Here is a 26,059-nt window from a genome sequence, read left to right as displayed (position 1 = left end):
GCAACATTTTCGCGGTTGACCCCCACCAAGATCTAATCGTTCATTTGTTAACGGAAAGCTAATGGACACCGATTCCGCCGCAAATGGGGTCAGTACGGTTATCCCCAACGCTTCACGAGAAATTTGGGAGAAGTCGCAAATCGGTTGACGTAGCCGGCGTACGATACTGCGAATCCTCCGATACCGTGACGCCGGGCTCGAACGTCGCCGCAACCAGCCGCTCCTCCTCCGCCCGCGACCAGCTCCGCCGGCGCTGCACCGAGGTGATCACTTCCACGCGCGCAATCGTCATAGGACTCCACCCAGGATTATTCCCCGGACTTGCAATGTTCGTCCTAAGGCGACAAGGCCGTCGACCCGGCCGGCACGCCGATCTTTGCCGGCAAGGACGAGTTCGCCAAGGCGCTCGGCCTGATCAAGGACGGCAAGCCGATCCGCTACGAAGGCGTCATCGGTCCCGTCGCCTTCGACAAATATGGCGACATCACCGGCCCGTTCCGGCTGTGGAAGATCGTCGACGGCAAGGTAACGACCGACGGCGAAATGACCACCGACGACGTCAACGCGCTGCAGGCAAAACTGCAGTAGGCGCTGATACATTGTCCGGCGCGATCCCCATTCCATCTTTGGAGATCGATGCCGGACAAGCAGCCGTCAAGTGAGTCTACCGTGCACGCGAGCGGATCAGAGCCTCTACAGGGGGTCTTAGTTGCCGGGTTCGCGACCGAATACGAGACCATAGGAAGGAGATGGCTGGGCGAACCACTCGAAACCACGACAGGGTGAAGGCGCGCACCGCCAGGCGTTCGAGCGTTCCCAAGGATAGACTTCGGAGAAAGTCCTGATTGCACTGCGCGGAAATGTAGGCCTCAATGGGCCGTCAAGGAAGGAGCGACGCCATCATAGTGTCGGTTCGGACAGATCCGCTACCTGCAACTGTTGAGACGGTGATCGATCCGTCCCGCAAGCGGCGGCTGATCGACCTTTCCGAGCTTTGGCGATATCGGGAAGTTGTGTTCTTCCTGGCCTGGCGCGATTTCAAGGTCAAATACCGCCAGACTTATTTGGGTGTGCTTTGGGCAATGTTGCAGCCGCTCGTTGCCATGTCGGTCTTCAGTGTCTTCTTTGGCCGGCTCGTAGGCATCTCATCAAACGGCGCGCCATACCCGCTGTTTGTCCTGTGTGGGCTCGTGCCATGGAATTTTTTTTCGCGAGCGGTTGGCAGCATGACCGGCAGTCTTGTCAGCAACCAGGAACTGGTGAAGCGCGTCTATTTTCCACGTCTGATCATTCCCATGTCCGCTATAGCCGCGTGCCTGACCGATATGATCGTCGGCTTCGCTCTTTTGTTCGCCGCGCTGCTGGCATTCGGAAGCTGGCCGGCACCGCAGGTGCTCTTCCTGCCACTGTTCGTGCTCGTCATGGCAGCGTCGGCGACGGGGCTGGGAGTGGCGCTATCTGCGATCAATGTCCGCTTTCGCGATGTGGGATATCTTGTGCCGTTCAGCCTCCAGATCGTTCTGTTCATGACCCCGGTTGTCTATCCGGGCAATCTCGTGCCCCCCTTCTGGCGGCCGCTCTACAGCCTGAACCCTATGGTCGGGGTAGTCGAAGCCGTGCGCTGGAGCTTACTGGGCACGCCCGCCGATTGGGTCATGATCTCGATATCGACCCTCTCCTCACTGGCCCTTCTCGTTGCCGGACTGGCTATTTTCTCAAAGTCCGAACGCGCGTTTCCGGACCTGATCTGAGCAATGACCGACACAGTCATTCAAGCCACCAATCTCTCCAAGGCCTACAGACTGGGGGTGGCGAACAACAGCTTCCCTACCTTGCGGGACGCGCTGGCCAGCGGCGCAAGGCGAATAATTCACGGGGAGCCAGATTTGGGTCGGCGCAACAGTGGAGACGATCAATTCTGGGCCCTGAGGGACGTCTCCTTCGAGGTGCGCGCAGGCGAAGTCCTTGCCGTGATCGGACCCAACGGCGCGGGAAAGAGCACCATTCTCAAGATATTGGCGCAGATTGTGGAGCCGACTTCCGGTCGCGCGAGGATACGCGGACGGCTGGGAGCTTTGCTGGAGGTCGGCACGGGGTTCCATGCGGAACTCACCGGCCGTGAGAACATCTATCTCAACGGAGCGATACTCGGCATGCGGCGCGCCGAGATCAGATCCAAGCTCGATGAGATCGTCGATTTCTCCGGCGTCGAGCCGTTTCTCGACACGCCCGTCAAGCGTTACTCAAGCGGTATGTACTTGCGGCTCGCCTTTGCCGTGGCGGCGCATGTCGAGCCCGACATCCTTGTCGTAGACGAGGTGCTGGCGGTCGGCGATGCGGCATTCCAGAAGAAGTGCATCGGCAAGGTGGGGCAGATCGCGCAGACTGGCCGCACGGTCATCTTCGTCAGCCACCAGTTGTCCGTGGTCCAGAAACTCTGCAACCGGGCGATCCTTATCGGCGACGGCACGATCAAGGCAGACGGCCCCACTGCAAAAGTGATCGAAACTTACCTTCGGACGATCACGGACCAGGCCGCGGAGGATCTCGCCACTCGCGCGGTCCGCTCCGGTCGCGGGCGGGTTCGCTTGACGGCGATCGAGATCGAAGGCGATGCGAGCGTCCCGACCTCCGGCCAGCGCACTCGTTTTCGTTTTCGTGCCGCTGGCGACCAGTCGCTGGTCGATTGTTCTTTCACAATCTACGATGAGTTCGGTGATGCCGTGACCTCATTCGACTCTGCCGAGCATTCTGACAGCGAGCTCGTCGGCGACAGTTTTGTTTGCGAGTTCCAGCCGTTGCTGCTGCGTCCCGGCCGCTATCGCATCAATGCCGCGCTGACATCGCGAGAGGGTGCGCTCGAGGATCACGTCGAGGGTGCGGCGACCTTCGATGTGCAGCCGGGCGTCCTCGGCGGACGGCTGGTCAATGCAGCGCCAGGGTACGGCAGCATGACGATGCCTCACCGCTGGACCAGGGGAACGTAGGCTAGGATATCGATGAATATACTGGTGGCCGGCTGGTTCAGTTTCGCGCGCGGGCACGCCACGGCCGGTGACCTGTTGTCACGCGACGTTCTTTGCCGATGGCTCGACGAAAGATCCATTGCCTACGATCTGGCGACCGATCCGCCCTTTGCCGGCGGCTTGAACTGGCGACTGCTCGATCCTGGCGACTATTCCCACGTGATCTTCGTTTGCGGTCCGTTTGGCCGCGGCGAATTTGAAGCGGAATTCCTCGGGCATTTCGCGGGATGCCGGCTCATCGGGCTGAACTTGTCGATGGACCTCCCGTTGGACGAATGGAACCCGTTCGATCTGCTGATCGAGCGTGACAGTTCAGCCGGAACCAATCCGGATATGGTCTTCGCGGCGCGGCAGGATCTTCCTCCGGTCGTCGGCGTCTGCCTCGTCGAGGAGCATCCGGGAGCGGAAGTCGCGCTCGCCAACGCGGCGATCGCGAAACTGATCGAAGCCCGCGAGCTCGCCGTCGTTGGCATCGACACGCGGCTCGACGTCAATGAGGGGGGTCTGCGCACCCCCGGAGAAGTCGAAGCGCTGATCGCGCGAGTCGACGTCCTCATTACGACGCGCCTGCACGGCCTCGTCCTTGCCCTGAAGAACGGCGTGCCGGCGCTTGCAATCGATCCGGTGCCGGGCAGCGGCAAGATCGCCAAGCAATGCACCCGGGTTGGCTGGCCGAACGTGCTCACGCTGGACCAGATCGACGAGCAGCAACTAGCGCAGGCGCTGGATTTCGCCTTGAGTCCCGAGGCAAGGCGGTTGGCAGGAGAGTGCGCGTCGGGCGCCGAGAAACTCCTGTTTCAAACCCGCGAGCGGCTGTTGGACAGCTTGACCGGTGACGAGGTCGAGGCCTCGTTCGGCGCCCGTCAATTGCCCGAGCGAATGGAAGCGTTCAGGGCCGGCCTTCAGCCAGTCGGCGATTTGACAGCAGAACGGAACGTTGTGGAGACGCCGCCTGCGGCCAAGTCGTGGAGACGCAAGGTTGTCCGGGGAGCTTTCACTATGCTTCGTCGAGGATGAAAGAGCCTCGGGCGTATCGCTGACGCACTCACCGATTGATGGTCACGATCTGCTGACGCTCCCGGTCATCAACCTGTAAAGGCGAGCAAGTCTTCGCGCAAAGCGATGACGAAGCCGCGCGAGCTGCATTGCGGCTTTCAATGACAGCCGATCGGCCTTGTTTCGAACGGTCGGCTCGCTGGTGTAAGGCGATCGCGCGAGGCGAATTGCGCGATCGAGCTTCGGATCCTTTAGCCCGCTTTTGACAACGTATTCGGCGAGCCAGTCGAGAAAGGGTGCGCGGGCAGGGTGTTTCCCCATGTGGTCGTAGAGCCCTCGCTCTGTGGCCGACGCCGATGCCGAACCGGGATGCTGGCGGTAGCGTGCGAGCGTTACAGGAGTGACAAAGACGGGAAAGCGCAGGAATAGCTTCGCCCACAGAGTCTGGTCTTCATAGAGCTCGAAGCGCTCCTCGAAGCCGCCAACCGTGGCAATCGCCCTTCTGCGCAAGAGCACGGAGCAAGTGCACGGAACGTGGCCGTCCTGCATCAGCAGAAGCCGCCTCAGAAGGCGGGGAGGCTGATGCAAACGTCTGGCAAGTCCGTCTGTCGGTTCGATCCAGTCGGGGCGCGCGCTATCAGGATACCACCATCTGGTTGGCCCGAAGATCATTGCGGCATCTGGGTTGGCAACGGCTGCCGCCAGGACCGTCTCGAGCATATGCGGTTCGTACAGATCGTCTGCATCGAGGAAGGCAAGCAAATCGCCGCTGCCGGCCTCTATTCCGGCGTTTCTCGCTGCCGCGGCGCCACGCTTGGATCCGGGAGGCCTGCGCAGCACCTTAATTCGGGGATCGGTTGCCGCAACATCAGTGGCGATCTCGACACTGTCATCCGTCGAGCCATCGTCGACCAGCAAGAGCTCCCAATCCGTAACCGTCTGGGCTCGGACGCTGGCGATCGCTTCGCCCAGAGTTGCCTCCGCATTGAGGAACGGTGTTATGATCGTCACCTGCGGCAGGGAAGTCATCGTTGAAGCCGTCTCTTGATACTTCGCTTGTTCGCATTCCAGGTTTCGCGCGCGAGCACTTTCCAGATTGCGGAACGAATGCGCAAAGAGGCGCCCTGATCCGCCATCACGCCATTCAGCCACTTGAGAAACGCGATGCGCGCGGCCTCGTCAGCGCCTGCCCTGGCGGAGGCAACAGAGCAGCTTTCAGCGTGCTGGCGGTATTTTGCCCAGATGCGGCCGGATACGTAGACGGGCGCGAAGGCGAGCGCCTTGGCAAAGAATGTCTGATCCTCGAACATCAGGCGAAAGCTGTTCTCGAATCCCCCAAGCGTTGCAAACAAGCTTGAACGCATCAGGGCATTGCAAGTTGTCGGCGTCTGGACCTCGTTCTGCAGCAGCAGCTCCAGCAGCATGGGTGGCTCATAACGGGCGTCTGGTTCGACGCCGAGCGGGTAGTGGAAGTCTGCACGATCAGCAGCCTCGTCCCAGCTATGCCAGATCAGAGTGCGGCCATAGATCATGCCTAGCGCCGGATCGCTTTCCATGATGGAGACTTGTTCGGAAAGCTTTTCGGGCAGCCATGTATCGTCTGCGTCGAGAAACGCGACATAGGCGCCGCGCGCCTCCGCCAGCCCACGGTTGCGCGAGGCACTGATACCATGATTGCGGTTGTCGTGATGAGACAATAGCCGAACCTTGCCGGGCAGGCGCTGCTCATAGCCGCGTATGATGGCGGACGACTGGTCAGTCGAGCCATCGTCGACAACCAGGAGTTCCCAGTCGACGAAGCTTTGACCTACAATGCTGTCAACAGCTTCTCTAAGATACCTCTCACCGTTGAACACGACGATGATTGCCGTCACACGCGGCTGTCCGGCTGAATTGTCAGCCATGGCATAGCACCATGCGCCGAAAGTCAGCTTCACCCCAATCGCCGACCGCAACACGCGGCAATCGGAAAGGGTCGACGCGAGGCCCCGCTTCACGCGGCAGGGTGGTTACCGCATAGTACATGCCGGCAGACTTCACGGCATTGGCGGTGCTGCCATCGAAATCTCCAAACGGGTATGCGAATCCCACCACCCGCCGTCCTGTAATCTCCTCGCATTTTTGGCGGCTGCCTGAGATCTCGCGTTTAAGATCGTCCCGTTTCAGCAGCGGCAAAGATGGGTGCGTACAGGTGTGGGCGCCGATCGAAACGCCATCGATGTCGGCGAGCTGCCGAAGCTCCGAATGCGTCATGGCGCGATCGCGCCCCCGGGGACTGGCGTCGGTTCCTGCCCATCTTGCCAGCCGCTCCAGCGCCTTCTCGCGTTCGGGTGCTCTCAACGGCTTCAGCAGTGCATGCAAGTCGAAATGGAGCTTCGTGCGGTTGATCGCGTTATTGGTGTCCGCCTGCATCGCGTCCTCCCTCACGCGCCAGTCGTAGTTTCGGCCAGCGATCTCGATCTCCAGAGCATTGGGGAGAGCTGGCATTTCCAAAATGATGCGGGATAGAATATCCCACCAGAACACCGACGGATCGGTGATCGCATGGGTGGTGACGAAGACAGTCGCAGGACAGTTCATACGCCGCATGGTCGGCACGGCGTTTTGGAGGACATCCGCGTAGCCGTCGTCAAAGGTGATTGCCACCGCATTTCTCGGTAGCCGTCCCTCGCGAAGCCTTTGCGCCAGCCATTGCAGGGGAACAATGTCACGCGCTTTCGTCAAGACTTCGATCTGGCGGGCGAAATTTTGCGGCGAAACCGTGAGTTCCCAAGGATCGATGAGCGGTGCTCCGACGCGGTGATACATCAGCACGATAGGTCGATTGAAGCCGGCAAGCTGGCGCCCGCGTCGCAGGAGTTTGCTGACAGTTTGACGCGCAGTCACGGCGTCGCTCATCGCCTGAAAGCCCGTGCCGCGACTATTACTGGACAGCAGGGGTCATTCACATCAAGCAATGCCGAATTCAGCTCATGCTCTGCCAGGCCGTAGAGGAAGCCGGTAGCAGAATACGCGCTTCCATAGTGACTGACTTCGACGTTCTTCGTCCCAAACCTGTCCGACAGAAGTCGCCTCAGGGCACCCGGAGTAATCGACCAGTACCAGCTCCCGCCCCATTCTCCCCTGTCAATCGGGCTCACCCAAGGCACTGTAATCAGAAGCACGCCTCCCGGCTTCAGGATCCGCCACAGGGTTGCGACCGCAGCGGGTAGATCGAAAACAAGGTGCAGGGTCTGGGTGAGCACGATACAATCGAAGGTCTCGGAGGGCAGATCCTCACTCTTCGCCAGGTCACCCACGAAGGTTGTCAACGGGTGGCCGTCATAGCGGTTCAGAACATCGCTTGTGGTAACTCGACTGCCTCCGAAACGCATCGTATAGGCGTTGTCGCCAATCTCCAGGACCCTTCCGGATATGTTCAACGAACAGGACGCGAGGAAGGTCTCGACATAGCGGCGGTCCACCGGCTTGCCGCGATCAAAACCGAACTCCGTGCTGAAGGGTGCGGTACGCTCGAGGTCACCGAACCAGGCGCTCGAGCGGTGCCGACTTGAACGGCGCCTGAAGCGGCGCCGCAGCATCACGGCGGTCTGCATCGGCGCTGCAAGCGAAACGGCGATCGTGCTGCTGAGTTGACTGGCGAGCGAAGAACGGGATCGCAGCGCTGTACCAAGCTGTGCCAGTTGCATGTCCGCATAATAGAGCTTCCATTCTTCGATGCCCTGACGGTGGGCGGCCGCCCAATCAGGATTGGTCTGTGCGATGTTCCGCTGCCGGCGAAGGACTTTCAGCGCCGCGCGCAACATCATCGGATTGCCCTTTGACATATTGCTTGCGTGCCGACGGTAATCTGCAAGGCATTCCGGAGAGCAGGCTACCTTGTTCGCCCGTGATAGGCGAAGGTAGACGTCGTAGTCCTCGCAAGCCCGCAGTGACCGGTCAAATCCGCCGGCGGCTTCCAATGTCCTGCGGCGATAGAGCACCGCCGCATGCATTCCAATCAGGTTGCCGGTCAGGAACCCCGCATACGGGTCCTCGCCCGCCGACCTCAGTGGCACAGTATTCCTGACTGCACCGGCCTCGTCGATGTCGCGGTAGGCACCGTAGACCAACGCGCAATCGGGATTGTGGTGAAACAAGGCAAGATTGGTGGCGAGCGCCACCGGGCGCAGCCTGTCGTCGGCATCCAGGAAGGCAATGAATTCGCCGCGCGCTGCCGTCATCCCGGTGTTGCGCGCAGCGGCCAGACCCTGGTTTTTTTGGCGGATGTAGTGGACGTCGTCATATCGACGAACAACACTTTCGGGATTGTCCGACGACCCATCGTCCACAATGATGATCTCATCGGGCTTTACGGTCTGGTTGCGGACACTGTCGATCGCTTCGGCAAGGAACCGCGCATGATTATAGGTCGTGATGACAACCGAAACGCTGGATGCAGCGGGGCCGGCGGTCATCTCTCACCCGCCCCGTTTCGGCAGGTCGGGTAGCCCGCAAAAGTCAACCAGCCGACCGATCGCCGGCATGCTTCCTCGAAGCTGACAGAAGGTTGGTATCCGAGCTCATGCTCGGCCTTGTGCCATGGAAGTTTCGTCTGGCACTGGTGCAAAAGCGCGCGCTCTTCCGATACCATGACCGTTGGGGCCATGGTCGCACCGGTCGCATTGCGTCCTGCCTTCCGCCACTCGGCATAGCCTGCCTTCAGTCCGCTGCGAACAGGCCTTGGCAGGCTTCGGACAAGCCGCCGATATCCTTCGCCTTCCTTCAGCCTTTGTTTCCAGCTCGGAGCAAATGACAAAGGCGCTGAAATCGAAATCGCGGCCAGGTCGAACCCCAGTGCCTCGGCGATCGGTCGGCAAAGATCTGCCCAACTGATCTCTTCCCGGTCTCCGATCAGATAGGTTCGCCCAGACGCCTCGGGCACTTCGATGGCAAGCTTGATCGCGTGAATGACATTGTCGACATAGGCGCTGTTGCAGATGCCACGACCGCCATCCACCAGATAGGCGGAACCGTCGATGAGCTCGTCGGCAAACCCACCGGTCCAACTGGAGCGTGGGCCAAAGACAATTCCAGGCCGCAGCACCACGATCTGCACCGCGCCATCGCGTGACAGTTGGCCGAGTCGGCGTTCGGCATGAACCTTCGCATTGTTGTACTCGATCGTTTGATCGTCATGCAGCGCGCTCGTTTCGTCCGTCCCGGGCGGGGGCGATTGGCCATGAACGGAAGCGCTGCTGAGATAGATCAGACGAAGCACGCCGGCAGCGGCGGCTGCACGATAGACGGGTTCGATAGCATCGACGATCGTGCGGGTATCACCGGCAACTGCATGTACGACGTACTGACAGCCTGCAAAGGCCGCGGTAAGAGCCCGAAGATCACGCGCATCCGCCAGCATTGCGTCAATCGCAAAGCGAGACAGACTGGCCAAAGCATCCGGCCTGCGAACGATCGGCCTCACATTCGCCCAGCCGGAAAGGTGCAGCAACTCCACGGTGCGGCAACCTATGAAGCCATTGGCGCCAAGCACTGCAACAGTGCCGGTCATTGTCTGGTCCCGGCGCAAGCGGCGATATGGAGCAATTCTTCCGGGCCTAGCCAGGGCATGTCCATCAGTTTCCGTCTGGCATAGCATCCTTCGACCAGATCGAGCACATTGCGCCCAGCGCTGGCCGGCACGGAAAGGGGGGCCCCGTTCCGGACCGCATCCACCAAGCCCGAAATCTGATCGCAAAACGCATCGACAAAATCGCGCGACCGGCCGTCGGCATTGGTGAAGGAAACGCAGCCTGTCGTGCGACTTCCATTCAAGGCGACCTCCACAGTCTCGGTCTCATTGACTGTCCAGGAAATCGAGCCACGTTCGCCCTCAAGGCGGTACAGATTCGGGCGAGCCCAATCCCGGCTCAACCTGACCGTCGCGTCGAAGCCGCCAAAACGCAGCCGGACAAGGCAGTTTGCCTCGACGCCGCCCATTGCATCATCGGCGTAGTGGATTTCATCGGGTTCTCCAAACCACCAGGTCAGGAGGTCAAGGCAATGCGTGCCGATATCCTGAAGCACGCCACCCCCGGACTCCGTGAAGCTGAAATAGCTCATCGAAGCCACGGGCCACTGGAAGGAGCCGCCCTCAAAACAACTGACGCTTCGTAGCGGTCCGATCATTCCGCTTTCCAGCATGGCCTTTATCGACCGCGTCGCAGGGAACTGCCTTCTGACGAGCCCTGTTGCCACATGAAGATTGTTGACTGCCGCTGCCGCAAGGGTACGATCCGCCTCGGAGCTGCTCGTGGCCATCGGCTTTTCGCACAGAACATGCATCCCGGCTTCCAACGCCCGTATCGACTGATCGGCGTGATATCGAGGTGGCGAAGCAATGATCGCAATATCGGCGTCCATAGCCAAAAGGCCCTCAAAACTGGCCGCAACCTTGGCTGAGGGCAGTCGCGCCTGAACGAGTGCGGCCTGCTTGGCTTCCGGATCGAATATCCCCGCGACTGCAACTTGGCCTCTGCTTTGAAGGCGTGAAAGCGCTTCCGCATAGTAGAGTTTTGTGACGGCGCCACATCCGGCCAAAACGAGCCGGACCGGTTCATCTTGCCGGAGTCCTGCAGGGCGCTGCTCGGTTTCAACCAGGATGGACAATCCTGCCTCCCTGTCTTGCAACGAGCCGCAGCATACGCCCAATTGTCTTGAGTGAGGGATCGAAGCGGAACGCTTCGCTCATCTGCGCCAGGCATCCAGCCCAATCGCCGGCGCTAAACAGTCGCCGCGCGGTTTCGAGAGCGCTTAGCGCATAGGTCCGCCGGGCCGACGCGGCGACATCGTCCGCAAGCTCGGTTGGAAGATAGCTCTTGAAAATATCGATCGCCATTCGCGTGTAGGCCATGTCCTCGGCATTTCGGATATGGCGCCCTGTGTTCGATTGGGGGTGCATCCGATAAAGTGCAAGGGCCTGCGGTTCGTACCAGACAGGAAACCGAGAAGCGACGCGGACCCACATCTCCCAGTCTTCACTGCATTTCAGCCGCCGGTCGAACGCGCCGAGTTCTTCGTAGACCGCGCGCCGCACCACGATTGATGGCGTCATGATGTGCTGTTCCAGCGCCAGTCGAACCGCCGCATTCTCGAGCCGTCCGGGGCTTGACTGCATTGCAGGCGGGATCGACAGCTCCTGTCCGTGGGCATCCATGAAGATCGCCCGGCAGAATGCCGCGCCCGTACTCGGGTCCGCATCGAAGCCTCGTCCGAGCAATTCGTAGAAGCCGGGGCGGACGGCGTCGTCGCCGTGCAGGAGATGTACGAGTTCGCCCTGGGCACGATCCAGGCAGGTATGGAAGTTGCCGATATGCCCTAGATTCTGCGGCTGGTGAAAAAAGCCAACGCGGTTCCTGCCGATTTCATTCAGGACTCTTTGCGGATCATCGGAGGAACAGTCGTCAACCACCTCGATTTGCATCTGAGCCGGGCCGGGGTCCTGCGCCAGCACGCTTTCCAGCGTTGCGGCAAGAAAGCGGGCGCAGTTATAGGCGGGGATCATCACCGACCATTTCGGGCGAATAGCCTCCCGTGGCAACGGCGAGATCGGATCGCGATACTCGAAGTCGCGGACCGTCGTCATCTCGGGAGCACCGAGGACTTCAGCAGGTGCAGCCCCAACCTGGCAATGTCGCGTTTAGGCACATCATGTCCGACACCACCGCCGCGAAGGCTCCGCAGGAAGCACAATCTGGCAGATGGCAAATCGCCTTCTACCAGATACCGCATTGACCATTCATAGAAGTAGCGGGAGCAGCCGCAACGCGCAGAATTTGCCCCTCGAGTGTCCAGAACCTGCGCCATGCGCCGGTAGAATGCTTCGATCGCATCCAGCTTGGGTCGGTTTGGCAGTGCCGATATGAGTCCGCCCGGATGCAGACGGTAGACACCTGCTACCTCGTCGACGAAGGCGAGATCTGCTGTCCTTGCGCAAAGCACATACAGCGGCCAGTCAGTGATCGGAAAGAAATCAGCATACCACGACGGCAGGTTTTGAACGCACGCGGTTCGCATCATGCCTGCGCAAGTTGCGAACGGGTTGCCTTCCCAGATATCCCTTTGCGTCACGATGGGCTTCTGGTCCGCCCGCGTCCACCGCGTCGATGTGACCTCATCGCCATCCGCCACGACTGCATTGTAGAATATTGCGGAGAGTTCCAGGTGCGCGTCGAGATGGGCCGCCTGATCTTTCAGCTTGGTCCTGGATGTCCACAGGTCGTCGCCATCGAGGATCGAGACGTAGCGCCCACGCGCCACCCGGAGTCCTCGCGCGACGACTTCGTTCGATCTCACATTACTGCCGGAATAGATCGCCGACAGCCTTTCAGGATGGTTGGAAACATATCGCTCGACAATCTCCCGGGTACCGTCGGTCGAAAAGTCTTCACTGATCAATATCTCGACACCGAAATCGGCCTCTTGCATGAGAGCGCTGTCGATTGCGGCCGCCACGTAGCGTGCGTGATTGTAAGTGACAATAAGGACGGTCACGCGAACCGTTGATTCATTCACCTTCCGCTCCGCAATACATGCCGACCGCCTATCTCAGATCATGCCGGCTCTAGATCGCATGGGCTGCCCTCATTTCCGCAATTTCACCATTGCCCTCAAACCAGCGTAGGGTGCGCACGAGACCCTCTTCATAGGGCACCTTGCACGACCACCCCGGCAGGATTCTTCGGCACAGGGTCAGGTCAGGACGCCGGTTGGTCGGATCCTGCGGCGTCGGCTCATCATGAACAATTGTCGTTCCGGGAATGAGGCCCGCAACATATTGCGCGATCTCAAGCACCGAGATTTCCCGGTCGTTTCCTACGTTGACTGCTCCCACATGATTGAAGTTCTCCAGCCAGAACAGCCGTTCGAGCCCATCGACAATATCGTCGACATAACCCCAGCTGCGGGTTTGGAGACCATCACCATGAACGACGATCGGCTTGCCGGACAACGCATTGGCGATAAAGTTGGAAACAGCCCGTCCATCATCGGCTCGGGTGCGCGGACCGTAGACGTTAAAGATCCTGGCAACCCGCACATCGACGCCACGAACCCGGTTGCTCTCGAAGAGGAGCGCCTCGGTGCAGCGCTTGCCTTCGTCGTAGGAAGAGCGCGGGCCCGTACAGTCCACTGCCCCCCGATACGTCTCGGGCAGCGGGTTGACCAACGGGTTTCCATAAACCTCCGAGGACGACGCAAAGCAGATCCGCCCACCCTTTTTGAGCAGCTTCAAGAGCCGCATGGCGCCAATCAGATTTGCTGAGACGGTCCGCTCGGGCTCCCGCATATAGACTGGCGGCGACGCGGGCGACGCAAGATGAAAGATCTCGTCGAATTGGAAATCGGATTTGAAATGCTCCACCTCGGAGCGGACCAGCACCAGGCGTTGATCTCGGATATGATCAATGTTTTCAGCCCTGCCGGTCCATAGGCTGTCGACCACAACCAGCATGTCCAAATCGTTTCTTTTGAGCAGCCGGTCGACCAGGTGCGACCCGATGAATCCTGCTCCTCCAGCCAGCAACAGCTTCTTCATCTCATGTCTCGAGGGGACGGAGTAGGCTGTCGGAATTCGTGTTCTCGTTGGGCATTGCAAGCGTCCCTTGTTCAGGAGGCCGGGTCAAATAGGCTCCGCTTGGTCCAAGCTTCTCGTCCATTACCGCAAGATTGCTGAGCCCCACGCGGTAGTTGGCATTCCCGGCGGAATCCGCAAAATCATGAATAGAGTAGCTCCAAAAATTTCCTCCGATCTCCGAGCCGCGGTCCTGGCTTTCCGGTTGGGGAAGCGCTCGCTTCACGTTGCGCAAGAAGATGGCCGCGAATGCTGCAACGAGTTTCGCGAACTGCACAGGTGATCGCCAGAGCATTTTGGCGCAGTGCCTGGCGACCGCAGCAAATCGGTGCGTCATTAGCCCAAGCTTGGCAATCTCGACATCGGTGAGGAAGATCGCATCCAGCAGGACAGGCTTCACCGCCTCCGTGCAGCGGGCAAGTACGCTCTCGAGCACCAACCGACGCGAGATGAGCATTCGCACGAAATCTGCCGACATATTCCCTGGCGTTCGGCGATATCCGACAAGATGTTCCTCAACGACGCCGAAACGGTATTTCGAGGCAATGCTCTGTTGGATGAAGAAGTCCTCGCAACCCTCTGCACCGCTCTCGCGCAGTCGCGAGGAGTAGCCACCCATTTCGAAGAGAACATCGCGCCGAAACATCGCCGAACTGCCGTTGCCGATGAAATTTTGTCCGAGATGCTGCATGAACACCCATCCATTTGGGTGCGTCCGCTTCGGCGTCGTGATCACCATATCATCGGCATCAATCGTCCGGTAAAGTGTATAGACAAGCCCTAGATCATTGCCAGCCGCAGCGAGAACTCGCAGTTGCTTGTCGAGCTTGGTCGGGTGCCAGAGGTCATCGGCGTCTACGGGCGCTATAAACGTGCCTTTGCTTGCCCGCATCCCCGCATTGCGCGCCGACGCGACGCCACCATTCTTCTGTTGGAGCAACTTGATGCGCCCGTCGCCATCAGACAGTCGTCTAACGATCGATGCTGTTCCGTCGGTCGAACCATCGTCAACGACTATTATTTCGATATTCCTATGCGTTTGGGCGAGCACGGACGCCAAGGTACGCTCGATGAATGGTTCCGCGTTGTAGGCAGGGATGATAACCGCCACGAGCGCGTGGGTAGAATGTTGTGAATTGCCCGCCAACTCCGCCATCCCTAGTCACGCCCGAACGAAGAGCACTGCGATCGCCCCCAGATTGGCCAGAAATGATTTTTGGACAATTCATCAATAAGACAATCAAGCAGCCCAGAGTTCGCAAAGACCTGACGAGAGTTTGACGGACAGAGTGTCATCTAAACCCTTCTCCGCTGGTATGCAGGCGTTCGCAAAAATCGCTGAATGTCTTTGGTTTTCAGCGTTCTTCGTCTGCTGCTATCCGCCGCAACGCTAGGCACAGAGTTGCTGGGATGGGTCGTTCACTGGACATATTAGCTGAAACTACTATTCGTGCCAAGGAGCTGAAACCGGGCGATATAGCGTATCCAGGCACGCGGCAATCACGTCGTTGCCCAGACCCTGAGCGGCCATCAGAACTCTCTTGGCCCGGATCACATCTCGATAGGACACCTCTGCGCCTCTCCAATACAAATATTGGCTGGCTAGTTCGCGACCGCCGCTCCTGTTGGGTCCTGCAGCGTAACTGTGATGGTGTCACCCGGAGCGAGCAGGGTATCTTCAGTCGCCCCGGTCGTCTCTGTCTGTCCGTCATTGGAACGGGTTACACCTATCGTAACCCGCCGGCTCCCCTCGGCCACAAGGTCGCTGCGCAACTGCCTCACATAGGCGATTTGTTTGGCCAACGAATCCATCTCGGCGCGCATTTGCGTCATCGCCGCGCTTTCGGTCTGCAAGGTAGCCAGCAGGTCAATTCGACTTTGATCGGCAAGCTTCTCGAGGTTTCGCTGCAAATCACCTTGGTCGCGTTCAAGTCGAGAGATCTCAGCGTTGGTTTGCAAAGCGCGGGTCGCTGACAAGAACACTGCGCGTTGAGCATCGTTGACTCTGGTGATCTGGATCAGACCTTTTTCGAAGAGCTTCTTGAGGCGAACAAGTTCCGCCGCATCCGCTGCCGCGCCCGCTTGATCCGCCTTCTGCTGCTCCTTCAGATAGCCCATCCGTTCGGCAGCTTTGGTCGTGGCCAACTTGATTGAAGCGCGCTCCTTCTCCTGATCCGCATAGAGAGCTTCAAGATGCTTCTGCTCCTGTTGCAAAGCTTCGTCGCGACGAGGTTCGAGGCTCGGGTCATGTTGTGCGTCCGCAACCTCAATCGCCTTGGCGCCGCTCAGCTGCGCCTTTATCCGAGCAACTTTGATTTCGCTTTCCTGATACTGGATGCGCAGAACGTCAAGGCGGCCGCCAAGGTCCGCCACAGTCAGATCAGGGTTTGCAACCTCACCGCGACCGAGCTTATAGCCGCCGCCAGCCGCCACAGCTTGTCGCACAGTCATCCCTGGTCTGAAGGGCTGAGTCCCAGGAGTGGCAATGTCCCCGTCGATATAGATGGGTCGGTATTCTTCAATATCAACAATAATCTGATCTGGATAGAAACTTGTCCAATTCTCAGTGCCATCAGCAGATCGTTGCGGAAGGGACTTCGGTTTTAGAGCCTCGATTACCTCTTTGCGAACATCCTCTATTGTCTTCTGGAGAACGTTTAGGGGGCCTAAGACCGGCAACACAATTATACCGCTCTGATCGATAACAGCTCGCTTTTGCATCTCGGGATAGCCTATGACAGCGAAGCCGATCACGTCGCCAGTCTGCAGACGGTACTCGTCGACATTGTGCTCCTCAGCCAGGGCAGAGCCATTCGACAGATTCGCGTATGCGAACAACAAAAATATACACGCGGGCGCGGCGCAGCTGCCTGCCCACCACCGCGCCGATCTATTCGACATTTGTGCTCACGCAATTCAGCCCCTTGTCGCAACCCATTCAATGGATTGAGCAGTTACGGATCGAGCAGGATATCAGCTGCTCCAACCTGTCACGAAAATATCGAGTTCACTGTGCCCTCGGTCACAGCGCGTCTGTGCGATATGCCCTCACTTAATCCCAGGCAAAGCTCGGTACAAAAGTCGCCCAGGTGGAGGAGTTGGACGGGATCAGCGTGACGGACCGAATAGCTAGCGTCGTTCCCGCAGGCCTATCGTTGAAGTTCAGGCGTCTAGGGGCAGGTGAGACGGACACCTATCCCCGGTCAGGCAGAATCATGGAGCTGGGCGGCGGCTGGCGACGCAGGCCTTCGAGTTGATTGTTTTCGGCCTGCGTCGCGCACCAATATTCATTTGGCAGGCAGGGGAGATAAACAAAGCCATACGATCGCGTCTGAAAGGTCAGAAACCGGCCAGGCGGCGGGGCTGAGAAATCTCCCAACCCGCACCGCCGGGCCCTCACCAGAAGCGGCGTAGAGTTCACACAAGACCGGACAGTTACTTGCGATAGTAGATACGAGGTGCAATATAACCGGAGCGCTTCATTATCACATGCGAATTCTTTATTTCATCTACGGATTTGATCCCGGTGGCGCCGAGCACGGGCTGCTTACCTTGTTGCGAGCAGGATTTTTCAGCGGCCACCAGCTGAAGATACTCGCCTGTTGCCGTGGTCGAGGTGGGGCTCTTGCCGATGAAATCGCGGCACAGATCGGAGAGCACAATTTTATCCTGACTTCGCAGAGTGAAGAGACTTCCTTGCGCAACTTCGTAGGGTCGTTCTTTGTAGTATTGCGCCTCATCTGGGAGTGGCGGCCGGATATGGTTGCGTTGTCGCTCAAACAGGCCAATCTCCTGGGACGGCTTGCTGCGATGTTTGCTCCACGGCTGCGCTGCGTTTCATTCGAACACACCGCCCGCTACCGCTACCGCTCCCGGCGCGCCGCAGGCGTTTATGGCCCTGTGCTCAAGGCGCTATCCTGGCGCGTCGACGAAATCTGGGCCGATTGCGAAAGTACGCTGCAGGAGACGCAAGCATACTTCCTACCGCGCAGGCGCCGGTCGCATGTCGTGCCTCTATTTTGCTCCGATGAGGCTTCCAGCCACAAGCGCGATTACGCGCTTCACACACCCTTGCGCCTTGCTGCTGCCGGGCGGCTTATCCCTTTGAAGAACTTTGACCGCCTGATCGAGGCCATCCGAATGCTCCAGGACCGCAGCGTTTCTGCAAGCCTCGATCTTTACGGCGACGGGCCGGAACGGCAGGCGCTTTCGCGCAAGGCGGATGAGCTCGGCATTGGAGATCGCGTGCATTTCCATGGCTATGTCGCGCGCTGGTTCGAGCTAGCCTGTGATCATGACGTGTTCATCAACCTGTCCGATACGGAAGGGTTCTGCATCGTCGTCGCCGAGGCGATGCTTGCCGGCCTTCCGGTGGTCGCGACCGACGTCGGCGGTATCCGGGATTACGGCAAGGATGGAGAGAATATGCTGAAGCTTGCCGTTCCCTCGGCGGAGATGGCGCTGACGCAAGCACTGGTGTTCGTGGGCGATAAAACGCTCCGCAAGAGGATCGGAATGCAGGCACGACAGAATATGCTGCAGGCCTATTCGCAGGGTGCTTTGCGTGTCCGCGCTACGGCGGTGTTGGGTGGCGGAATGTAAGGACCGGCAAAGGACTGGCGACCAAGATAGCTGGGCCGAACGTGAATTCTGACGGCTCCGCATCTCACCTGTCCGACATGGTTCTGGTCCTTCTCCCAGCCGATGCCAGCGCGCAGGCCACCGGCTGAAGGAAGCAACGATTGTATTGCCCGTCCTTGCCGACCAACATCGTCTCCACCACCGTCTTCTTGTTGTCGTAGAGGATGCGCGCAGACTCCGCCTAAATTTAGAAGGGGAACGCCGGTCTTGCGCGTCGAACACCGTTTCCTGTGTCTCGCACGGATAGGTCCGGACGAACATCATTAGTCGTCAAGCTTGCTCAACAACTAAGTCTGGTAATACTGACCATAACGCTCACTGTAAAATTCGGCACTGCCGAACTTTTGATACAGCTTGATTCTTTTGATATCGACCTTGTTGAGCAGAACGCCGATACATTTGTCCGCAAGGATCGGATTGTTGTCGAGGCATTCGCGCACGAATGTACGAGCGGTCACGCCCCATTCAACAACCAGAACAAGGCCGTCGAGGTGCTGGACGAAGGACCTCACGTCCGCGACTGGAGCCAACGGGGGCAAATCAACGACGACGTAATTGAACGTAGCGCCCGCCTTGAGCAGAAAGTCGCCCATTTTCTCGATAGGTTGCACGGTCTTTGCGAGCTTTTGTTGGCTCTGGTTCACGCCGGGCAGGAACCTCAATGGCAATGACTGATGGGCCAGCATATCTCTCGCATTGAAGTCTCCAGCCAACAAGTTGGCCAGGCCTCGTTCCCAGCCGTTGGCTAACATAGGGGACAAGCCCGGATTGTGGATGTCGGCATCGATCAACAGCGTCCTACAACGCTGCATGGCAAGAACCGTCGCAAAATTAGCCGCGACCAGCGACTTCCCTTCTCCCGGGAGGCACGAAACGATGCCGATCGCCTTGGTGCTCTTCCTCGGTAACTCGACATCAACAGCGACTTTCACCGTACGCATCGCTTCAGCGAATTCCGAGCGCGGATGCTGCTCTACCCAATTAAAAGCGCTGTTCCCCACCTCTATAAATGACCGATCTCCGGCCGCACGGTCATGCTTGTTCCGGCGAATTGGCTTCCCGTCCAGCAACGGGATCATTCCCAGCGTGTCGAGTCCGAGTTCATCGCGCACTTGACCCCTCGTGCGGAAAAAGCGCTCCCGGTACTCCCGAATTCCGCCCACACCGGCTCCAATCATGCCGCCGAGCACGGCGCAGATCGCCAACGTAACAATGCTGTTCGGAGAACTTGGTCTGCCGGGGTATGATGCTTCCGAGATAATCCGCGCCTCAGTCAACGCCATCGAAAGGTTCTGCAGGCTCGCTTGGTACTGCTGCAGGACCTGTTCATATTGCGACTTGAGGGAAGACGCTTCAAGTTCGAGCTGGCGCAAGGTAACCAGCGTTTCCTTGGTCAGCGTGGTGTCTGTTCGGAACCTGTGGACCGCGAGTTCGGCGTCGACCGATCGCTTCCGCACCGTCTCGAGTTCTTCCGCCAGGGCACTGCGAGCCCGGATGATCGACTCGTCTTTAGCTCCAACTTGGTCAGAGATATAGATTTCAGCATACTTACTGGCTATTTCTTGCGCCATTTCAGCGTTAGGCGACTGAAATTGGATTTGCAGAATATAAGAATCGCCTACGCGAGCTACCGTTAAATTTTCAGCCAGAATGCCAAATGCCTGCCATCGATCAGGCCCCCGCGCCGCACTCGGTTTCGCCGGCGCTCCTCTATCTTCGGAACTGCCAATGAGTGACCGCACCACCGAAGCGACCGATCCTCTGAGACTGTTGAGCAACGAATACGGCGCTGACAAGAAGGAGCGATCGGTAGCAAGACCGAGGCTGTCAACGACCTTTAGCCCGATCCGGTCGGAACGCAACAATTCGACCTGACTCAGCATCATCGGGTCAAGCTGTGTGGAGCTTCCGCTCTCTGTTAACTTCGTCACGACGGATGGCTGGTTCTTGTCGATCAGGATTCTGGCCGTCGACTCGTACAAGGGCACCTCTGCGGCAAGGTACGCCAGCCCCAGCACAAGGCCTGCGAGCGCGCATGTAAGTACGAACCTCAACTGCCGTCGCGCTGCCGCCAGGAGTGTTTCGAGATCAATCGTTCCCGACAGAGGATCGCCGAATATGAAGGCAGCATCCGGGTGCCGATTTTCAACTTCGCGGAGCATAAGCCTTCAAACCCGTGGGATGAGACTGGCAGCGCATGGGAGAAACACCCTACCACACTATCTGACTAAATGTCCGCAAATTCAGTATCGGCGCCGGCGAGGCTCAGGGGCAGACCGCTCGGGGCGGGTATCAGCCCGCTCCTCGGCAAAGGCGCGAATTCCTAACCTCTGATTGCAATAAAACGAAATCTCACGCGGCCCATGCTCCGCTGCACGTCGTGCGATTCAAGGAAGAAATTGAGTCGTATTGCCAAATGGCAAAACATCTGAGCAAGAGATTCCGGGCCCAGGTTGAGCCTGTCCTGCGGGAAACAGGGATGTCGATTGGAATGCCTCGTCTTTCACAGGCGCGCGATAACGATCACCGTGAGAGGTGTGCGCGCATCTGGCGCCTCGCGGAACGCCTCTCCAGTGCTCGAATAAGACAGGCTGCAGTCACATTTTGCATCGTGGTGTGGGGTGTCATCCTGCTGATCGTCCTCCTCTAGGTGGAAAGTGGTCCGTCTTATTCACCAAGTGGCGCGGCCGTTGCTCCCTTTCGGGCTCATCGCGCGCGATGTGTGACTTCTGAATCACGGATTCTTTGGAGACCGAGCGCCACACGAGCAGCAGGACAGCAACAAAGTACCCAATCTGTATCAAGATCCCGCAAATTACCGTTTGGACAAACGTGCTCCAGAGCGAGCCGGTAAGCAAATATGTACTGATGGCGAATGCCAACAGGACTATGATAAGGCCGCGCAAAAAAAGCAAAAAGGACATCGCCGTCCCACTCGCAGCCGCTCGCGTGACGCGCTCCTTGGCTATCCAGCTCTCGGCGCGTTAACCATCATAACATATCCGAATGGGTCAGAGCGGTAAAATATTAGGAAATGCGAATAAACGCACCCTACCGTCTTGCCAGGACACTTTCGAAGGATTTGGCGGTGGTGGATCCCCAGGCTGCCGCATGAGATGCTCGAACTCTCGCCAATCCGCTAGCATCTTTAGGGTCAAATTTTTTTGCGCATGGCGCGGTAGAACAATAGCTTGGCTGCGCGGCGCACCTGCGGCTCCATGCCTGCAGGTAGGGCGCAGAGAAAAATGTAAACGTATATCCGCCAGGACAATGGATCGTGCAGTATCGCGCGAAAGAGTAAGTGCGCTCCGCGTTTCTTTTCGCCTTGAGCCACGCAATCATTGCCGGCTTTTGCGTATAAACGCGCGTTGCGCCGCCTCGCGAGGTGCGCAAGCTCCGGCCGTCGGATGACCCATTCTCGCGTGAGGTGTTCAGCTACCGGCAGAAGCGCGTCGAGTCTGCGAGTTGTGTTTGAGCCATGACGCCGTTTATAGACGAGTGCTCCGGCCACATGTTGAAATGTCCAGCGCTCGGCTACGCGCATGCAAAACTCTGTATCCTCTCCAACCCTGATTGTCTCGTTGAACAACCCGATATCTTCAACAATCTCCCGCCGCATGACGATACTGGAAGGAACAATCGGTCCATCATGCAGAAAATATGTCGGCAGCGTATCGCGTTGATCCGCGCGATAGCGGCCAACGGCCACGGGTACAGCATCGGAAAGATCTGGAGCGGAAAAGTCGACCAGATCACCATAGACGAGAGCTGCCTTGCAGCCATTGTCGAAGGCGGTCAATTGACGCTCAAGCTTGTCCTCAGCCCAGAAATCATCGCCGTCGAGAAATGCAATAAAATCACCGGTAGCATGTCTGATGGCAAGATTCCTCGCCGATGAAGGCCCGATACCCGCCGTTGTCAGGACATGGATGCGCGGCTCCCGATCGACCAACGACGCAATCACTTCGGTCGAGCCGTCCGTCGAGCCATCATTGACAATGATGATCTCTCTGATGGCGCTCGAAGCGGTCTGATTGATGACGCTTTCCACTGCCTGCACAATGAAGCGTTCCTCATTGTGGCATGTCAAAATGACCGAAACACTCATCTTGTGCTGCCTGGCAAGGCGCGGCCAAGAAATCGAGAATGACCAGTGCTCGTCGGGTGGGACCTCCGCGCCCTGTTCAATACCAGGCAAAGCCCGTGCCCCGTCAATTCCGGCAGGAGCGAGACAAGGATCAGTGTGACGAAAGCACGTGTGCCCGAGGCTTCCGTTCCAACGTAGAAAGCGCAGGGAACAAGGACTACGAGGGGCAGAAGCCGCGCCTGGGCTGCTCCGATCAATCCGTGAAAAAGTGCCGAGCCTAAAACACGGCTTAACCGAAACCATGCGGCCGCCCATATCAGAAGATAGAGGCCGAGCCCAATGATGCCATTCTCGGTGAATATGCGTTGAAATTCGCCATGGATCCCCAGCCGCAACTCGTCAGGAAGACTGCGGAACTCAGTATCGATGATATTTTTGAATTGGTTCGTGCCCACGCCCATTAGTGGATGTTCGGAGATGAGCCGTTTGGACAGAGTGAAGGCAAACGAGCGCTGGACGTTGCTCGGCGTATCTCCAGGGGCATATTTCCCCTTTGCGGCCAGGTATTCGTACTGCCCCATGCTCAGCGGATCGAGCATGGTCTGCAATTGCTTCTGGATATAGGCGTTGTCCATCGTGGTCGATAGCACAAAAAGACCCACGAAGCCGGCGGCGATCGCCGGCACCATCGCAGCGAGCCTTCCGCGTGTCAGAAGCGCAGCGGTCAGAAAGAGATAGATCAAAAAAGCCTTGCGCTCCCCGGATAGCACGAGCAGGGGGAGTAACCCTGCCCATGCAAACCAAAGGTTGCGCCGCTTGGCCCGGCTGGCGAAGAGCAGCAGCCCCGCGAGCGTAATTGGAAGGAAGGTGAACACGAGCCTTGGATCGAACAGATGTTTCCAACCGACCGGGTAGCCATGAGCCACATGCCAGGCGATCGTATAGGCGAGGATCAGCACCATGCCGAAAAGCAAGATGTTCACTGTCTGGTGCGTATCGAGCCGTCTGGCCTCCTGTGCGAGGACCAACGCAAAGCCGCCCACTGCGGACATCTGCAACAGCTCGCGCAGGCCGTTCTCTATGTCCACGCTAAAGGCCGAGACCATGTGCCAGCCCAAGAAGGGCAGGAGGAGTAGAAAACCGGCTGGAAAAACCAAACCTCGCCAACGCCCCGTCGTGAGGCCAATGATGAGCGACAGCAATGTGATCAGCTCGAACGGGCGCAGCAATACAAGACCCGTCTCGAGCCTGATTGGCAGGAAAAGGCTTAGTATCGCGAATGTGAGGAGATAACGCATCATAGCCCCACGCGGCGCGATATCCTTTTAACATGTTCTCTTTCCTGGAGACAGATTCTTGTTGGTATGCCGGCGGGCGGAGAAGACTTTGCGCCGGTTCATCGGTGTGTCGACGACGAAAGGGGCGGTGGGCCCACGACAGAGCAGCCCAGCGATGAAGGTCTGCGTCTTCCAATGTCCAACGGTGCCTCGAGCGTAGGCAGAGCTCATCAGGCAGTCGACGGAGAGTGATGGCGCATCGTTACGGTGCGCAGTCGATGCGGCCTAGGCGACGGTCTCGCTTTCCGGGGTCCAGGCTTCTGGCTGGTCGAGCACAGAGAGTGCGCGAATATGGCAGCGAATTTTATGCCCCATATCCTGCGAGCCGAGCTCATAGCCTGTGCCGGCTTCGCCCACGATCGGAATGCCGTCACGATACCAGAGACACTCTATTTGCGACGCAACCACGTTCGGTACGACGGTCAGCGCTTGGCTTGGTGAAGCCCGGCCCGACAAGGTCGGCAATGCGCTGAAACCCGGCGGAACCCTAGCCAGATCCGTTTCCGTCTGCCGGACCCTTATATAGTCAATGACCATGTCATACGTCTGCGACGGGTCCGGTTGAGCATGCCCCTTGTTTTGATCGTAAGCGAAATCCACCATGATGTATTTTTTCGCTGCGAGTTCCGGGCTCGTCGGAACGCGCGCCACTTCCCAGCCATCGATCACGAAATAACTATAATCATCCTCGATCTGCGCGTACCAGGTATGAAATTCGCCATCGTATATGTCGACTGTCGCTGGAAAGCCATTTGATGGATCGACTTGATAACCGGCTATTTTCCGGTGCACGCCGGCTGTCGCGATCTCTGGATCTGCATAACCGAGTTTGGGTTTGTGAACGTGCTGGCTTATGTTGATGTAGGCGCCATTGAGACCATCATATTCCCAAAAGTCGGTCTCAAGACGATTGCGCGTCCTCCAGAACAGATGCTCTTTGCCATACGCCCAAAAAGCAGGAAAAAATCCGGGGCGGGGCGCTGCGATCTTTGGAAATCTGGCGCGGATCTCAAAGATTCCTTTTCCCCAACACCGCCCTTGGCCATTGTTGTTCACTGAAGAGAACGCACCTGTTCTCCAGCGGCCCTTATTTAAGAGCCGGAGCGCCAGCGTGTGGCTGGCGGCGTCGTGCACATATGAGGAAGGCGACGCCGAGATCCGCTGGGCATTGGCGTCAACGCCGACATTCGCCAGAGAGGTCGGCGCATACCAGATGCTGGCTTGGGCGCCTTTGGAATCATCGACAACCGTGTTGGAATCGAAATCATCAAAAAAAACCGTTGTGTAACCGCGGATCGGTGGCGCCGCCTCTCCACGATGAGCATATCGCTCATTGCCGATGGCTGCCCAGGACTCCCACGAGGCTGAGTCGAATGCGTAACGCCCCGGTTTGTTGTTCGCATCCACGGATGAAGGAGGGCGCTGGCGATAGGGATGATCGCTGGGCAGGTCGGATTGCCGGCCGACGCGCCACATGCCCCATCCCATCAGCATGTCGATCAGCGAGTCATCTAGTTCGCTTTGCCCGATGATGACGCAGTCGATCGCGACATCGGCCCCCATCGGATTGATCACATCGCCCATGAAGCTCTCGGATTTCACCCGGTTGGGTGCCAATGCATAAATCGTTTGGCCAGCCGTCTTGACCCCATTCACCACAACCTGCATCACGAATCCCCGGCGGTACCCGACCATGACATTCCAGCCGCCAAAATCCGTCGAGCATTTCCCTTCCTCGCTCTTGATCTTGCCATCATCGACCTGTGAAACGAATGTGCTTTTCGATGGCCTGAAGCAGACGCGCGGCTGGCGGTGCACCGAACCACCCTCGGCGCCATTGACGCACAAAACAGAAACGTTGTTCGCATCGGAGTTGGCTGCGGAATCGCACCGGGCGATCACGAGCCACCAGCGGTGAAGGTATGGGGCGTCGTTGTCGGCAGGCCAAGTCAATGCCTGTTTCGTGCCCTTCTTGAAGAGGACGCCGTCTTTCCCAAGCTTTGTCGGGCATAGAGAGGGCTCGGCTTGCACCGCAGCTACAGGCTTCACGCCGCGGGATTGCCACGAGGAGACCTCGCCTTCGGCCAAATCCTCCTGATACCAGGATTTCACGATCATCTCCGGGAACAGATCTGGATGCCAGAGTTGTCCCTTCTGCTGCGAGCCCTGGTCCGGACCGGCGGCGAAAGCATCCCGTCCTGGGCGACCGGATGCCGTCAGCAGAAGGGCGGCGCATGCGCCGCGCGCCAGATCCCGGCGGGAAATGCGGCTGGTCATCGTCGGCGTGCCGGCACGGGATTCCTCCGTGGACACCCGTTGCCAACCATTGCGCTTCTTCAAACTCCCTACATTCATGATTCAT

The 26,059-nt window shown here is 58.5% G+C and carries 21 protein-coding genes and 1 pseudogene; 5 read left to right on the top strand and 17 right to left on the bottom strand.

The genetic code is table 11. The features are described from left to right. Positions 1–112: 112 nt before the first annotated feature. Positions 113–292, bottom strand: coding sequence for a hypothetical protein (locus AC1RUK_RS21735; RefSeq protein ID WP_481839009.1), 180 nt, complete (start codon positions 290–292; stop codon positions 113–115). Between the two features lie 53 nt (positions 293–345). Here AC1RUK_RS21735 and AC1RUK_RS21730 point away from each other — a divergent pair. From AC1RUK_RS21730 to AC1RUK_RS21715, 4 genes and pseudogenes are all read left to right on the top strand, one after another. Further along, positions 346–588 (top strand): annotated as a pseudogene (locus AC1RUK_RS21730) (ABC transporter substrate-binding protein); the annotation flags it as partial. A gap of 284 nt (positions 589–872) precedes the next feature. After that, positions 873–1,751: an ABC transporter permease gene (locus AC1RUK_RS21725; protein ID WP_481840102.1), complete on the top strand. Its 879-nt coding sequence runs from the start codon at positions 873–875 to the stop codon at positions 1,749–1,751. A gap of 3 nt (positions 1,752–1,754) precedes the next feature. After that, complete coding sequence (locus AC1RUK_RS21720; protein WP_481839011.1) at positions 1,755–2,987, top strand: ABC transporter ATP-binding protein; 1,233 nt, start codon at positions 1,755–1,757, stop codon at positions 2,985–2,987. 12 nt (positions 2,988–2,999) lie between these two features. Further along, positions 3,000–4,043: a polysaccharide pyruvyl transferase family protein gene (locus tag AC1RUK_RS21715; protein WP_481839012.1), complete on the top strand. Its 1,044-nt coding sequence runs from the start codon at positions 3,000–3,002 to the stop codon at positions 4,041–4,043. A 42-nt stretch (positions 4,044–4,085) separates the two neighbouring features. On the opposite strand, the gene AC1RUK_RS21710 is transcribed toward AC1RUK_RS21715, so the two are convergent. The 11 genes from AC1RUK_RS21710 to AC1RUK_RS21660 all read right to left on the bottom strand — a co-directional run bounded on the left by AC1RUK_RS21710 (position 4,086) and on the right by AC1RUK_RS21660 (position 16,470). After that, positions 4,086–5,051 carry a glycosyltransferase family 2 protein gene (locus AC1RUK_RS21710; protein WP_481839434.1) on the bottom strand — a complete coding sequence of 322 codons (966 nt, stop codon included), beginning with the start codon at positions 5,049–5,051 and terminating at the stop codon, positions 4,086–4,088. Beyond that, entirely contained in the window at positions 5,048–5,926 is an 879-nt protein-coding gene (locus AC1RUK_RS21705) for a glycosyltransferase family 2 protein (protein WP_481839013.1), read from the bottom strand. Before AC1RUK_RS21705 ends, AC1RUK_RS21710 begins: the two co-directional genes overlap by 4 nt. Then, positions 5,919–6,920 (bottom strand): polysaccharide deacetylase family protein, encoded by a 1,002-nt coding sequence (locus AC1RUK_RS21700; protein WP_481839014.1) that lies wholly within the window; start codon positions 6,918–6,920, stop codon positions 5,919–5,921. The genes AC1RUK_RS21705 and AC1RUK_RS21700 overlap by 8 nt, the downstream gene beginning before the upstream one ends. Further along, positions 6,917–8,479: a glycosyltransferase gene (locus tag AC1RUK_RS21695; RefSeq protein ID WP_481839015.1), complete on the bottom strand. Its 1,563-nt coding sequence runs from the start codon at positions 8,477–8,479 to the stop codon at positions 6,917–6,919. The genes AC1RUK_RS21700 and AC1RUK_RS21695 overlap by 4 nt, the downstream gene beginning before the upstream one ends. After that, positions 8,476–9,573 carry an NAD-dependent epimerase/dehydratase family protein gene (locus AC1RUK_RS21690; RefSeq protein WP_481839016.1) on the bottom strand — a complete coding sequence of 366 codons (1,098 nt, stop codon included), beginning with the start codon at positions 9,571–9,573 and terminating at the stop codon, positions 8,476–8,478. The genes AC1RUK_RS21695 and AC1RUK_RS21690 overlap by 4 nt, the downstream gene beginning before the upstream one ends. Next, a complete protein-coding gene (locus AC1RUK_RS21685; RefSeq protein WP_481839017.1) occupies positions 9,570–10,670 on the bottom strand; it encodes a Gfo/Idh/MocA family protein in 1,101 nt (366 codons plus the stop codon). The genes AC1RUK_RS21690 and AC1RUK_RS21685 overlap by 4 nt, the downstream gene beginning before the upstream one ends. Next, positions 10,654–11,646 (bottom strand): glycosyltransferase family 2 protein, encoded by a 993-nt coding sequence (locus AC1RUK_RS21680; RefSeq protein ID WP_481839018.1) that lies wholly within the window; start codon positions 11,644–11,646, stop codon positions 10,654–10,656. Before AC1RUK_RS21680 ends, AC1RUK_RS21685 begins: the two co-directional genes overlap by 17 nt. Next, positions 11,643–12,575 carry a glycosyltransferase gene (locus AC1RUK_RS21675; RefSeq protein ID WP_481839019.1) on the bottom strand — a complete coding sequence of 311 codons (933 nt, stop codon included), beginning with the start codon at positions 12,573–12,575 and terminating at the stop codon, positions 11,643–11,645. The genes AC1RUK_RS21680 and AC1RUK_RS21675 overlap by 4 nt, the downstream gene beginning before the upstream one ends. Positions 12,576–12,624: 49 nt before the next feature. Further along, entirely contained in the window at positions 12,625–13,596 is a 972-nt protein-coding gene (locus AC1RUK_RS21670; protein ID WP_481839020.1) for an NAD-dependent epimerase/dehydratase family protein, read from the bottom strand. Between the two features lies 1 nt (position 13,597). Continuing rightward, the gene (locus tag AC1RUK_RS21665; RefSeq protein ID WP_481839021.1) at positions 13,598–14,788 is read right to left on the bottom strand and encodes a glycosyltransferase family 2 protein; all 1,191 of its coding nucleotides are present in this window, start codon (positions 14,786–14,788) and stop codon (positions 13,598–13,600) included. A gap of 446 nt (positions 14,789–15,234) precedes the next feature. Then, positions 15,235–16,470, bottom strand: a complete 1,236-nt coding sequence (locus AC1RUK_RS21660) for a polysaccharide biosynthesis/export family protein (protein ID WP_481839022.1) — start codon at positions 16,468–16,470, stop codon at positions 15,235–15,237. Between the two features lie 651 nt (positions 16,471–17,121). Between AC1RUK_RS21660 and AC1RUK_RS21655 the strand changes: the two genes are divergently transcribed. Then, complete coding sequence (locus AC1RUK_RS21655; protein WP_481839023.1) at positions 17,122–18,234, top strand: glycosyltransferase; 1,113 nt, start codon at positions 17,122–17,124, stop codon at positions 18,232–18,234. Positions 18,235–18,560: 326 nt separating this feature from the next. Here the strand turns inward: AC1RUK_RS21655 and AC1RUK_RS21650 are convergent, their stop codons facing one another. From AC1RUK_RS21650 to AC1RUK_RS21630, 5 genes are all read right to left on the bottom strand, one after another. Further along, a complete protein-coding gene (locus AC1RUK_RS21650; RefSeq protein ID WP_481839024.1) occupies positions 18,561–20,435 on the bottom strand; it encodes a Wzz/FepE/Etk N-terminal domain-containing protein in 1,875 nt (624 codons plus the stop codon). 462 nt (positions 20,436–20,897) lie between these two features. Beyond that, complete coding sequence (locus tag AC1RUK_RS21645; protein WP_436173714.1) at positions 20,898–21,197, bottom strand: exopolysaccharide production repressor protein; 300 nt, start codon at positions 21,195–21,197, stop codon at positions 20,898–20,900. A 230-nt stretch (positions 21,198–21,427) separates the two neighbouring features. Continuing rightward, positions 21,428–22,381 carry a glycosyltransferase family 2 protein gene (locus tag AC1RUK_RS21640; RefSeq protein ID WP_481839025.1) on the bottom strand — a complete coding sequence of 318 codons (954 nt, stop codon included), beginning with the start codon at positions 22,379–22,381 and terminating at the stop codon, positions 21,428–21,430. Continuing rightward, entirely contained in the window at positions 22,378–23,661 is a 1,284-nt protein-coding gene (locus tag AC1RUK_RS21635) for an O-antigen ligase family protein (protein WP_481839026.1), read from the bottom strand. Before AC1RUK_RS21635 ends, AC1RUK_RS21640 begins: the two co-directional genes overlap by 4 nt. Before the next feature lie 261 nt (positions 23,662–23,922). Then, a complete protein-coding gene (locus AC1RUK_RS21630) occupies positions 23,923–26,052 on the bottom strand; it encodes a hypothetical protein (RefSeq protein ID WP_481839027.1) in 2,130 nt (709 codons plus the stop codon). Positions 26,053–26,059: the final 7 nt, after the last annotated feature.

The organism is Mesorhizobium monacense, from assembly GCF_056781675.1.
The sequence above is the reverse complement of the archived record's forward strand: the minus strand, read 5'-3'. Positions and strand labels throughout refer to the sequence as shown.

Bases quoted from the DNA above. Each gene is read 5' to 3' on its own strand.
- AC1RUK_RS21690 (WP_481839016.1), bottom strand. From the start codon at position 9,573: ATGACCGGCACTGTTGCAGTGCTTGGCGCCAATGGCTTCATAGGTTGC.
- AC1RUK_RS21640 (WP_481839025.1), bottom strand. From the start codon at position 22,381: ATGAGTGTTTCGGTCATTTTGACATGCCACAATGAGGAACGCTTCATT.
- AC1RUK_RS21705 (WP_481839013.1), bottom strand. From the start codon at position 5,926: ATGGCTGACAATTCAGCCGGACAGCCGCGTGTGACGGCAATCATCGTC.
- AC1RUK_RS21670 (WP_481839020.1), bottom strand. From the start codon at position 13,596: ATGAAGAAGCTGTTGCTGGCTGGAGGAGCAGGATTCATCGGGTCGCAC.
- AC1RUK_RS21635 (WP_481839026.1), bottom strand. From the start codon at position 23,661: ATGATGCGTTATCTCCTCACATTCGCGATACTAAGCCTTTTCCTGCCA.
- AC1RUK_RS21700 (WP_481839014.1), bottom strand. From the start codon at position 6,920: ATGAGCGACGCCGTGACTGCGCGTCAAACTGTCAGCAAACTCCTGCGA.
- AC1RUK_RS21695 (WP_481839015.1), bottom strand. From the start codon at position 8,479: ATGACCGCCGGCCCCGCTGCATCCAGCGTTTCGGTTGTCATCACGACC.
- AC1RUK_RS21680 (WP_481839018.1), bottom strand. From the start codon at position 11,646: ATGACGACGGTCCGCGACTTCGAGTATCGCGATCCGATCTCGCCGTTG.
- AC1RUK_RS21630 (WP_481839027.1), bottom strand. From the start codon at position 26,052: ATGAATGTAGGGAGTTTGAAGAAGCGCAATGGTTGGCAACGGGTGTCC.
- AC1RUK_RS21720 (WP_481839011.1), top strand. From the start codon at position 1,755: ATGACCGACACAGTCATTCAAGCCACCAATCTCTCCAAGGCCTACAGA.
- AC1RUK_RS21735 (WP_481839009.1), bottom strand. From the start codon at position 292: ATGACGATTGCGCGCGTGGAAGTGATCACCTCGGTGCAGCGCCGGCGG.
- AC1RUK_RS21725 (WP_481840102.1), top strand. From the start codon at position 873: ATGGGCCGTCAAGGAAGGAGCGACGCCATCATAGTGTCGGTTCGGACA.
- AC1RUK_RS21710 (WP_481839434.1), bottom strand. From the start codon at position 5,051: ATGACTTCCCTGCCGCAGGTGACGATCATAACACCGTTCCTCAATGCG.
- AC1RUK_RS21655 (WP_481839023.1), top strand. From the start codon at position 17,122: ATGCGAATTCTTTATTTCATCTACGGATTTGATCCCGGTGGCGCCGAG.
- AC1RUK_RS21715 (WP_481839012.1), top strand. From the start codon at position 3,000: ATGAATATACTGGTGGCCGGCTGGTTCAGTTTCGCGCGCGGGCACGCC.
- AC1RUK_RS21650 (WP_481839024.1), bottom strand. From the start codon at position 20,435: ATGCTCCGCGAAGTTGAAAATCGGCACCCGGATGCTGCCTTCATATTC.
- AC1RUK_RS21645 (WP_436173714.1), bottom strand. From the start codon at position 21,197: ATGTCCTTTTTGCTTTTTTTGCGCGGCCTTATCATAGTCCTGTTGGCA.
- AC1RUK_RS21665 (WP_481839021.1), bottom strand. From the start codon at position 14,788: ATGGCGGAGTTGGCGGGCAATTCACAACATTCTACCCACGCGCTCGTG.